Source organism: Psychroserpens sp. (assembly GCF_045105015.1).
Lineage (GTDB): Bacteria > Bacteroidota > Bacteroidia > Flavobacteriales > Flavobacteriaceae > Psychroserpens.
Genome location: NZ_JBGCCX010000111.1, coordinates 18652 through 30331 on the forward strand (window position 1 = coordinate 18652; position 11680 = coordinate 30331).

Genomic DNA, 11680 nt, shown 5'->3' on the forward strand with positions numbered 1-11680 from the left:
AGTTTGTTGTTAGTATTATTTTATTGTTATTTCATCTACAAAAATCCAACTTCTTCCATCATGTGGATATCCTAAATGCCATTTAGGAAGTTCACCTAGTTTTTTTGCAATGATTTTTATGTAGCGATAATTTGATTTAGGTTGCTTGAATTCAAGATGTTTAATATTAACTTCACCTGAAGGTGTAGGATAGTTAAATTTATGCGTGCTAATTGACTTAAATTTTTTACCGTCTTTAGAAACGAGACATTCAACTTCAGTAGGATAAAAAATCCAAGAACGCTGATCTTTTAAAAAGTTAACTTCAATAAGATTAATAGGTTTTTGACTTCCTAAATCAACAGTAGCGATTACATCTTCATTCCAATAGCCTTGCCATGTGCCAGTTCTAAAATCTTGAGTTCCAAAGATGCCGTCTATAAGAGCATCGTCTCCTCCAGCATTGTACTGATTAGCATATTCTGTTTCCAATTTAATAGAAAGATTTGGGTCTATTTTATAGAATTTAGTTTCTACTGTTGCACTTTTGTTTCCGTTTTTTTCTGAATATACTTTTAAAGTTGTTGGTTCTGAAATACGTAAGGGAGCATTATAAATTTTATATTTCGCATCATCAAAACTGTAATGTATCGTTGTTTCTTTATCTACATTGCCTAAAATAATTTCTGTACTTTCTTTAAAAGCGACATTGCCTTTAGCTATAAAAGGCACAGGAATAATCACATGTTCAATGATCTCTGTTTTTGGTTCTTGTCCGTCACGACTTCCCCAAATTGCTGGATTGTCAGTCATGTGAAATTCTAAAAAACCACCATTCATAATCTCTTCATGAGTTAAATAGCTTCTGTTTAGTTTCTCATTATTCAGGTAGACGTATTCAATATATTTATTTGTAGAATTTAAATCTTTAGTAGAAATAGTAAAGCTCTTACCATTTTCTAAATTGATTGTTCCTTTATTAAATAGAGGTGTACCAATAATGTATTGATTGCTTCCAGGTGTTACAGGATAAAACCCTAAAGAAGAAAACACATACCAAGCGCTCAATTGTCCGCAGTCTTCATTTCCAGAAACACCATCAGGTTCATTAGTGTATAGTTCGGTTAAAATTTGGTGAACTTTTTCCTGAGTTTTATGAGGCTTGTTGACGAAGTTATACAAATAAGCCATATGATGACTAGGTTCATTTCCGTGGGCATACTGACCGATAAGTCCTGTAATATCTGCTTGACTTCTTCCAGAAGTTTCTGCTTCAGCAGTAAATAATTCGTCTAATTGTGCTTCTAATTTATCTTTTCCTCCTAATAAATTAGTAAATCCTGAAATATCCTGAGGGACATAAAAACTATATTGCCATGAGTTGGCTTCAGTGTAATTAAAGTTTACTTCATAAGGATCAAAAGGAGCAAACCATGTGTTTCTAAAACGCCCTCTCATAAATTTAGTTTCAGGATCATAAATATTTTTATAGTATTGCGCTCTTTCAGAATAGGTTTTATAATCTTCGTTTTTACCTAAGGACTTAGCCATTTGAGCAATTGTCCAATCATCATATGCATATTCTAAAGTTTTTGAAACCGACTCGCTTTCTTCTTCCACAGGAATAAATCCAAATTCTTTGTAAGATTTAAGTCCGAGTTGATCTCTTGTAGCAGAATGTTTCATTGCCTGAAACGCTTTTTCAGCATCATAATTTTTAATTCCTTTTAAATAGGCATCTGCTATTACTGGAACAGCATGATAGCCAATCATACATCCTGTATAATTAGCACTTAAATCCCAAATTGGCATGATACCACCTTCATCATATTTTGCCAAAAACGTATTTATAAAATCATTGGTACGTTCTTGTTCAATTATCGTGTACAATGGATGCGCTGCACGATAAGTATCCCAGAGAGAGAAGACCGTGTAATAGTTAAAATCTTTGGTTTTATGAATTTTTAAATCCATACCTCGATATCGACCATCAACATCTTGATATAAATTTGGAGCTAGCATGGTATGATACAATGCCGAATAAAAATTAGCTTTATAATCATTGTCTTCAGATTCGACAACAATTTTTTCAAGTTGTGTTTCCCAAGTGTTTTGAGCTAAAGTTTTAATTTCGTCAAATGTTTTATTCCCTATTTCAGTATCAAGATTTTTTAAAGCACCTTCTTCATCTACAGCGCTAATTCCTATGCTAACAAAAACAGGTTCATTATTTGGGTTGTCAAATTGAATGATAGCTTTTTTACTGATGTATTTGTAGTTTTTTGAAATTGGAGTTCCGTTTTCAAGGTAAGTAATATCTTTTATGGGTTTAGAAAAGCGAATTTGATAAAACAAACGTTGATCTGTTGCCCAAGCTTTTGAATGTCTATAACCTGTAATTGTTGAGTCGTTCAAGATTCGAATTTTATAATCTAGTAATTCATCGCGATGTTCAAGATCTAAAACCATAAATTGGTTCTCTGAGGAAGGATATGAATATTTATGCATACCACTTCTGTTAGACACTGTTAATTCTACTTCAATGTTTGTAGAATCTAAAAGCACTTTGTAATAACCTGGTTGAGCAATTTCATTATCGTGTGAGAAGTGAGCGCGATATCCTGTTTTTCCATCATTTCCGTTATTAAAATTAATGTCATTAGTTGGCATTAAAAGGATGTCTCCATAATCGCTAACTCCAGTGCCGCTTAAATGAGTGTGAGAAAACCCATAAATATAATCATCACTATAATGGTAACCAGAACAACCATCCCATCCATCTAATCTAGTGTCTGGACTGAGTTGCATCATTCCAAAAGGCATGCTGGCTCCAGGATACGTATGACCATGACCTCCAGTACCAATAAATGGATTTACATAATTTATCAGTGATTGACTTTTTTCTGCTTTTAACTCATTTGATTTAGGACTACAATTAGTTAAAGTAAGGGCTATTAAAACAAAAGAAAAGAGAAATCTCATAAGAGGATTTTAAATTTGATTGAAAAGATACTAAATCTTAAGGTATCGTTAAATATAATTTAAGCAACATTGCTCAACTTTAAAATGACTTATCTTTGAAAAAACTTCGTATATGGTTCGTTGGATTATCTTCGTTTTAATCTATTCTCTTTTTTCAGTATATGGCTTTCAGGCCATTAAGACAATAACTAAGTTAACTTGGATACATTATTTATTCATTGCCATTGCGGTTTTAGTAGCAGGAAACTTTATTTACCAATTCTCTATTGGTGCTGAAGGACGAGTGCTTAATCCAACTAAGAGTTATGCCTTTGGATTTTTACTTGCATTTATGTCTTTAAATTTAGTGATTGTTCCAATTCTTATTGGAGAAGATATTATTCGAATTGCATTAGGATTGTACGATAAGCTGTTTGCCACTAAAGAAACATTTTACATGCCTTCTAGACGAAAGTTTATTAGTACAGTTGCTCTTGGATTAGCCGCAATTCCTTTTGCATCCTTACTTTACGGAATGTATAAAGGCAAGTATAGATTTAGAGTTTTAGATTATGTGCTGCATTTTGAAGATTTGCCTGATGCTTTTGATGGATACAAAATCACGCAAATTAGTGATATTCATTCTGGGAGTTTTGATGATAGAGAAAAGATTGAATATGGTATAAACCTCATTAATAAACAGAAATCTGATGTGATTATGTTTACAGGTGATATGGTAAATAATAAAGCTTCTGAAATGTTGCCTTGGAAAGATTTATTTGGAAGTTTAAGAGCTAAGGATGGTGTGTTTTCGGTATTAGGGAATCATGATTATGGAGATTATGTGCGTTGGGATTCTGAAGCAGAAAAGGTTCAAAATCTAGAGGATTTAAAATTACTTCAGAAAGAAATGGGTTATAATTTATTGCTTAATGAATCTCGTTTTATAGAACGTAATGGAGAACGAATTGCAATTGTAGGTGTTGAAAACTGGGGAAAAGGCGGATTCAAAAAAGCGGGAGATTTAAAACGAGCTTCAGCACAAATAAGTGCAGAAGATTTTAAGGTATTAATGAGTCATGATCCAAGTCACTGGGAAGCAGAAGTCGTAAATGATGATTACCATTATCATCTAACTTTGAGTGGTCATACACACGGGATGCAATTCGGAATTGAAATTCCTGGCTGGATTAAATGGAGTCCTGTAAAATGGAGATATAAGCAATGGGCAGGTATATATGAGCAGTTAGGACAATACATAAATGTTAATAGAGGTTTTGGTTACTTAGGATATCCTGGTCGAGTAGGAATTTGGCCAGAAGTAACAGTAATTACACTTAAAAAAGGCACAAATAATGCTTAATAGCATGGAAATGTTATATTTACTCTGAAATTGCTTATTTTTATAAATAAGTCAGAGTGAACCTATTAGTATACTTTGTTTAAAGTATAATCGAAAAAAATGTGTAGGTTTGTATATAGATATTTGATTTAAAAGTTTAAACGTATGTCGAAATTTGGGGAACTTATAGATGTTGACATTCCTGTTTTATTAGATTTTTTCACTGAATGGAATGAGCAATCTACAGCAATGCATCCGGTTATGCGTGATGTGGCAGCTGCGCTTGGTGATAAAGCTAAAGTTATAAAAATTGATGTTGATAAAAATAAAGAATTAGCCGAAGCACTTCGTGTGAAAGGTCTGCCAACACTCATAATTTATAAAAATGGCGAAATGAAATGGCGCCACAGTGGAGAACAAGACGCAAATACTCTTATTGGTATTGTTCAAGAATATCTTTAAATGCTTAAAGGTTTAAATTCGTAGCCTTCCTTACTAAAATAATCTAAAACTTTAGGTAATGAATACATCATGTTTTTTGATGCTTTCACACTGTCGTGAAATACGATAATACTTCCTTGTTTACTTTTTGAAATAACATTATTTAGGCAATCTTCTTCTGAGGTTTCTTTTTGCCAATCAAAAGACAAAACATCCCACATTATAATTTTATAATTTAATGCCATCAATTTTTTGCCTTGCTTAGGTTTTATTTGTCCATATGGAGGACGAAATAGATTTGATGTTTTTGGCTGATGAATTTCAATTTGCTTCTCTGCCTCAAGAACTTGTTTTATATAGTCATTAGTTTTAGTTGTCCAACCCTTAACATGATGTTGTGTGTGGTTACCAATAGCGTGACCTGAATTGACGATATTTTGAAAAATATCAGGATGCTTTTTTATATTAGCACCAATACAAAAGAATGTTGCTTTTGCATTGTATTGCTTTAATAGATTTAATGTCCAATTTGTGATTTCTGGAGTTGGACCATCATCAAAAGTTAAATACAACTCTTTAGTATTGGTTGGAATATCCCAAACGTAATTTGGAAACATCTTTTTAGCAACTAAAGGTGTTTTAACAGGAGTAACTTTCACAATTTACTATTGCTCTAATTTTAAAATACTATCAATCATATCTTGAGGAATATCAGGATCTTCTCTTAATAATTCGTCTTCATTAGGCTCATCTTCACCAGTAAAATGTTTGAAGAGTTTTAGGTAATTATTGAATTTTTCTGTCTCTTCTAAAGCCAAATCCTTATCATTATATATGACTAGTAAATCAACCAAGCTTCGATATCTTTCAATATCTGTAACAATTTCATCAAGATAGCGTGTTTGGTTTTCAATAGTCAAACCACTATAATACTTCAAGTTTTCTTGATACTTTTTGGAAACATCATGATAGAGTTTTCTGGCTTTATCAGTTTTTTCAATTTCGTAGTAACCACCAATAAAAGGTTCAAGTAAAGTGTAATATCCAAATTTATCCACAGGCATATTGTTCATGGCTATATCTGCAATTTCTTCTGCCTTGTCATCTTGATCTTCATTGATTAGTTTTTCCATTAAGCGAGCAAGGTTTCCTCTGTAGGTTATGCCATTTTTGCGAGTTTCGACATCGTGATAAATATCATTACTACCACTATTTCCCCAATCCCAAGATTTAACTTTCTCGTACATCAATTCAGAATCAATACGTCCCATATCAAATGGATTAGCTCTATCAATAGCCGTTTTAATTGGGACTAATTTATAGCATAAACCATCAAGTTGAAGGAAATCTTTCATCCATATATAGTCTTCGTCACTAAACGCTCCTCCTGTAAAATAAATAGGACGCTCCCAGTTATTGTTTGCAACAATATCTAACATGAGTAATCTGTTCTTGTATAAAGCACCACCTTTAATTTCGACATCTAAATATGGTAAAATTTCATCAGCATCTTTTTGCTTAACGATGCCATTATCTAATACAGTTTGTTTGTCAACAGGAACTCTAATATAGCGTGTTGGGAAATAATTTGAATTTAATAATTGAGAAGGATAAGCCGCTGGGTCTTCTCCCTCTCTTTGTACTAGATATTTTAGTTTATACTTTGGGTCATCATTAGCTATAAAATTCATGAAGTCTTTAATCATTAAGGTGTCCTCAGTAATTTCACGTCTCATGATGTAATCTCTTGTCCCAAATTTATATTGGTCGTGGGTTAATTGTGACGGAATTGGATCGCTTTCATAAGCTTTGCGCTTCATTTGATCAATATACCAATCGGTTTGAAAAAGACTTGTATTTACAACTCTTACATCTGTTCTAACACCTTCAATTTCTTGTAAATACCAGAGAGGGAAGCTATCATTATCACCAATAGTAAATAGTATTGCATTTGGAGCACAAGATTCTAAATACTTTCTAGCCATTGAGTTTGCTGTATATTTTCCTGATCGATCATGGTCGTCCCAATTATTTGCGGCTAATATTCCAGGAACTAATGCCAAACAAATAACTGTAATTACTGGAGCTAAAAGTTTAGACTTTGATTGTTTTTTCAAAGCATCATATATTGCATAAACCCCAAAACCAATCCAAATAGCGAACACATAAAAAGAACCTACTACCGAATAATCACGTTCTCTAGGTTCAAATGGTCTAATATTGGTATAAAATTGAATAGCTAACCCTGTAAATAGAAAAAATACAAGCATCATCCAAAAACGTTTAGGGTCTTTAGACATTAAATAAAAGAAACCTATAAGTCCGAGTATAAATGGTAGAAAATAGTAGGTGTTTCTTGCTTTGTTGTTTTCAACATCACTTGGTAAATTATCTTGTGACATTCCTAAATGTAACTCATCTATAAAGCCAATACCACTTATCCAGTTCCCGTGTAAATCGGTGTATTTTCCTTGAATATCATCTTGACGTCCAGTAAAATTCCACATAAAATAACGCCAATACATATAGCCCAATTGATAATCTATCATGTAATAGAAATTATCTAATAATGACGGTTTCTCAATATCTAAATATTCCTGTCCGAATTGTTTTAAAAACAAGTGATAATCCTCATAATCAACCTGACCTTCCATGACATCTTTTCTAAAATCATTGACCTGTTTTTTTATGTTATTAACTCTAAGATTAGCATATTGACTTGCTTCTTCGTTAGAGTAATTTGCGTTTAAAGCATCATTGTAATAGGTTAGACTTAAATCAGATTTAATTTTAAAATCGAGTAGTCCCGTAAACATCATATAGTTTTCTGCATGATCCGTGCTCCACATACGTGGCAAAATTGAAGCTTGCTTCGAATTGTAATTTTGTTTAGAGTTTTTGTACTCATTTACGATGATATATTCACCTTTTTCATAATCTTTTTCATACTTAGGTTTGTCATCAACATAAGGATTGTTCTCATCTAATCCAGTATATTGTTCTGTAAAGAGTGGGCCGTAAAATAAGTGAGTTTCAGGATACTGCTCTAAATTATAATAAGCTAAAAGCTCTCTTGCACTTGATGGGTTGTTTTCATTAATAATTACATTAGCATTAGCTCTTATCGGTAGCATCAGCCAAGACGAAAACCCAATAAAAATGAAAATTAAACAAAGAATTAATGTGTTAGCATATTTGTAGCCTTTTTTCCTAGTTTCGCTCAATCCGAAGTAAAATGCAACTACTAACGCTATTCCAGCTATAATTGAACCTGAATTAAAAGGTAAACCAATCGTATTGACAAAGAATATTTCTGAAGCACTAAAAAGCTTAAGAGCATTAGGTAATAATAATTTAAAGATGAATAGTAAAATAGCAACAGCTGTAATATTAGCAATGATAAAGCTCTTGGCTGTTACTTTTTGGTAATTCTTGAAAAAGTAAATTAAACCTAAAGCAGGAATTGTTAATAACCCCATAAAGTGAACTCCGAAAGATAATCCGATAACAAAAGCGATTAAAATCAACCACTTATGTCCTCTTGGTTCATACATGTCTTGTTCCCAGCGCAAACCTAAATAAAACAGCACAGACATTATTAGTGTTGCCATAGCATAAACCTCAGTTTCCACAGCATTAAACCAAAATGAATCTGTAAATGTAAAGGCCAAGCTACCAACTAGTGCGCTTCCTAATATAGCAATTGAAGCATTTTGAGTAAGATCATTGTTATTCACCACTAGCTTTTTTAGTAAAAGACTTATGGTCCAAAACATAAAAAGTATAGTGAAAGCACTTGCAACAGCGCTCATCATATTCATCATCATTCCTATGAGTTCATTGTTTCCAAAAGTAAAGATTGAGAAAAACGCACCTAAAATTTGAAATAAAGGTGCTCCTGGAGGATGACCAACTTGTAACTTTGATGAGGTTAAAATGTATTCACCAGCATCCCAAAAACTAACTGTGGGTTCGATAGTTAACGAATAGGTAATCAGTGCTATAGCGAAGGCAAACCATCCTAAAATGGCATTCCATTTCTTGAAGTTGAAATGTGTCATATTCATGATCTATTAGTGCGAGCGAATTTAATAATAAATATATGAAACACTCAATTTTTTAAGTAAACGTTATGCTTTTTTGATTATTTTATAAAAAATTGTTTGTACAAATAAAACTTTGTACTAAATTTGCATCCTCTTTAAGAGATTGGCCTATGGTGTAACTGGCAACACATTGGTTTTTGGTACCAAAGAGTCTAGGTTCGATCCCTAGTGGGCCAACAAAAAAAGTCTTCCTGTTTGGGAAGACTTTTTTATTTTAATCAATTTCTTATATTTTGAAAGTAATGACAGGACGCTTTGCATGATTGACCAGATCTTCACTAATGCTTCCATTAAAGAAATGCGAAATACCTTGTCTTCCATGTGTGCTAATTCCAATAAGGTCGGCATCAATATCGCTGGAGAAATTTAAAATTCCTTTCTCAACGCTTTCATCATTATATATATTTATGCTGTAGTTCTTAAAACTATAACCATCAATAAATTTATTAATACGTTCTTTGGCTTTTTTTGTAGTTGTAAAATTCCCAGCAGTATTAACCATTAACAAATGGATCTTAGCTCCAAAAGCTGTTGCAAATTCTGTAGCTTGATGATAAGTTTCTTTATTGTCTTTTTTGAAGTCTGATGCAAATACTAAATCATCAATGCTGAATTCGTCGTGTTCATTTTTAATAACCAACACTGGGATATCTGACATTCTAACTACTTTTTCCGCATTTGAACCTACAAACATTTCTTTAAAACCACTTGCACCATGTGATCCCATTATGATTATTTCAGCGCCTTGTTCATGACAAATATCTACAACGCTATTAAAAGACGCTTCAGGTTTAAGAATTTCATGAACAGTGATGTCTTTGAGATAATCACTTTCTTTTATGTCTTCAAACTTTTTGTGAGCCATTTTCATAAAAAACATTACTTCTGGGACCTCTACATGCGCATTAACAGCATCTATTTCTTGCATTGGGATTTCTAACATGTGTAATAAGTGAATTTCGCTACCATGTTTCTTTGCTATTTGTGCCGCTACTTTTAACGCGTTTTCTGCTTCTTGAGAAAAGTCTGTAGGAACTAATATTTTTTTCATAAAGTTGAGTTTGTTTTAATTACATAAAATTAATAATAAAAATCGACATGACACAGCTTGGGAAAATCAATATAATTATTGTATATTTGCAGCGTTGTTTGAAGAGAAAAGAATAATGAGCGGACGAAAAGTCCGCTCTTTTTATACTAAAAATGTTCAGAGATTCCGTAAAAAAATTATTAGAAGAAGGCTTAAGTCAAAGAGAAGATTTGTTTCTGATAGATTTTGATGTTTTGGGAGACAATGTTATAAAGATAGTTATTGATGGCGACAGTGGAGTTTTAGTTGAAGATTGTATGTTCATTAGCAGAGCAATTGAACACAATTTAGACCGAGAAGAACAAGATTTTTCGTTAGAAGTGTTATCTGCAGGAGCAACAGCTCCTTTAACAAACAAGAGACAGTATAAGAAAAACATTGGAAGAACACTAAGTGTAAAAACTACAAATAACGAAAACATTGAAGGTAAACTCACAGAAGTTAACGAAGAAAAGATTCTTCTAGAGTGGAAAACAAGAGAACCTAAGCCAATTGGTAAAGGTAAAGTAACTGTAAAAAAGCAAGCCGAATTATCGTACGATTCGATAAGTAAAGCTCAAGTTGTAATAAAATTTTAATTCATAAGAGTAATGGAAAATATTGCGTTAATTGATTCTTTTTCAGAGTTTAAAGATGAAAAGTTAATCGATCGTGTAACGTTAATGGCGATTTTAGAAGATGTTTTGAGAAATGCCTTAAAGAAGAAATACGGTGATGATGATAATTTTGATATCATTATTAATCCAGATAAAGGAGATTTAGAGATTTGGAGAAATAGAATTGTTGTTGCTGATGATGAAGTTGAAGAGCCAAATCAAGAAATTGCTTTATCTGAAGCTCAAAAAATAGAACCTGATTTTGAAGTTGGAGAAGATGTAGCAGAAGAAGTTAAACTTGTAGATCTAGGGCGTCGCTCGATTTTAGCATTAAGACAAAACTTAATCTCTAAGATTCATGAGCATGACAATACTAATATTTACAAGCAATTTAAAGATTTAGAAGGTGAGATTTATTCAGCTGAAGTCCACCACATTCGACATAGAGCAATCATTCTATTAGATGATGAGGGTAACGAAATTATTCTTCCAAAGGATAAGCAAATCCCTTCAGATTTCTTCAGAAAAGGAGAAAATGTAAGAGGAATTATTGAAAGTGTAGAGTTAAAAGGAAATAAACCAGCAATAATAATGTCAAGAACTGCACCTGTATTTCTTGAAAAATTATTTGAACAAGAAATACCAGAAGTATTTGACGGTTTGATTACCATAAAAAAAGTGGTTCGTATTCCGGGTGAAAAAGCTAAAGTAGCCGTTGATTCATATGATGACAGAATTGATCCAGTTGGAGCATGTGTTGGTATGAAGGGCTCAAGAATTCATGGAATTGTTCGTGAGTTAGGAAATGAAAACATCGATGTTATCAATTATACTAATAACCTTAATTTGTTTATTACAAGAGCACTTAGTCCAGCGAGAGTAACATCAATAAAAATTGATGAAGAAGGAAAGCGTGCTGAAGTGTTATTGAAACCTGAAGAAGTGTCTAAAGCTATAGGTAGAGGTGGTCATAACATTAGATTGGCTGGTCATTTAACCGGTTACGAAATTGATGTATTTAGAGAAGGCGCTGAGGAAGATGTTGAGTTAAGCGAATTTACAGATGAAATAGAAGGCTGGATTATTGAAGAATTCAGTAAAGCAGGTTTGGATACTGCAAAAAGTATTTTAGAACAAGATGTTGTGGATCTTGTTAAGCGTACAG

8 protein-coding genes and 1 tRNA gene are annotated in these 11680 nt (G+C 32.6%); 5 read left to right on the forward strand and 4 right to left on the reverse strand.

The genetic code is table 11. The annotated features are described in order from the left end of the window. Nucleotides 1-15: 15 nt before the first annotated feature. A complete protein-coding gene (locus AB8B90_RS08080; RefSeq protein WP_405335496.1) occupies nt 16-2961 on the reverse strand; it encodes a GH92 family glycosyl hydrolase in 2946 nt (981 codons plus the stop codon). Nucleotides 2962-3073: 112 nt separating this feature from the next. On the opposite strand from AB8B90_RS08080, the gene AB8B90_RS08085 reads away from it, so the two are divergent. After that, on the forward strand, nt 3074-4303 hold the full coding sequence (locus tag AB8B90_RS08085; protein ID WP_405335497.1) for a metallophosphoesterase: 1230 nt from the start codon (nt 3074-3076) through the stop codon (nt 4301-4303). A gap of 144 nt (nt 4304-4447) precedes the next feature. Continuing rightward, nucleotides 4448-4744, forward strand: a complete 297-nt coding sequence (locus AB8B90_RS08090; protein ID WP_047548241.1) for a co-chaperone YbbN — start codon at nt 4448-4450, stop codon at nt 4742-4744. Here the strand turns inward: AB8B90_RS08090 and AB8B90_RS08095 are convergent. Beyond that, nucleotides 4741-5382, reverse strand: a complete 642-nt coding sequence (locus AB8B90_RS08095; RefSeq protein ID WP_405335499.1) for a polysaccharide deacetylase family protein — start codon at nt 5380-5382, stop codon at nt 4741-4743. The two genes, AB8B90_RS08090 and AB8B90_RS08095, sit on opposite strands and share 4 nt — an antisense overlap. Nucleotides 5383-5388: 6 nt before the next feature. Beyond that, on the reverse strand, nt 5389-8784 hold the full coding sequence (locus AB8B90_RS08100) for a protein O-mannosyl-transferase family (protein WP_405335501.1): 3396 nt from the start codon (nt 8782-8784) through the stop codon (nt 5389-5391). Between the two features lie 149 nt (nt 8785-8933). Between AB8B90_RS08100 and AB8B90_RS08105 the strand changes: the two genes are divergently transcribed. Beyond that, nucleotides 8934-9006 (forward strand) — tRNA-Gln (locus AB8B90_RS08105). A 49-nt stretch (nt 9007-9055) separates the two neighbouring features. On the opposite strand, the gene AB8B90_RS08110 is transcribed toward AB8B90_RS08105, so the two are convergent. Next, entirely contained in the window at nt 9056-9880 is an 825-nt protein-coding gene (locus AB8B90_RS08110) for a universal stress protein (RefSeq protein WP_405335503.1), read from the reverse strand. Nucleotides 9881-10032: 152 nt separating this feature from the next. Here AB8B90_RS08110 and rimP point away from each other — a divergent pair, with 152 nt between their 5' ends. Both rimP and nusA read left to right on the forward strand, forming a co-directional pair. Next, nucleotides 10033-10497, forward strand: coding sequence for a ribosome assembly cofactor RimP (rimP, locus tag AB8B90_RS08115; protein ID WP_405335505.1), 465 nt, complete (start codon nt 10033-10035; stop codon nt 10495-10497). A 12-nt stretch (nt 10498-10509) separates the two neighbouring features. After that, a partial coding sequence (gene nusA / locus AB8B90_RS08120; RefSeq protein ID WP_405335507.1) for a transcription termination factor NusA occupies nt 10510-11680 on the forward strand: 1171 nt, incomplete at its 3' end.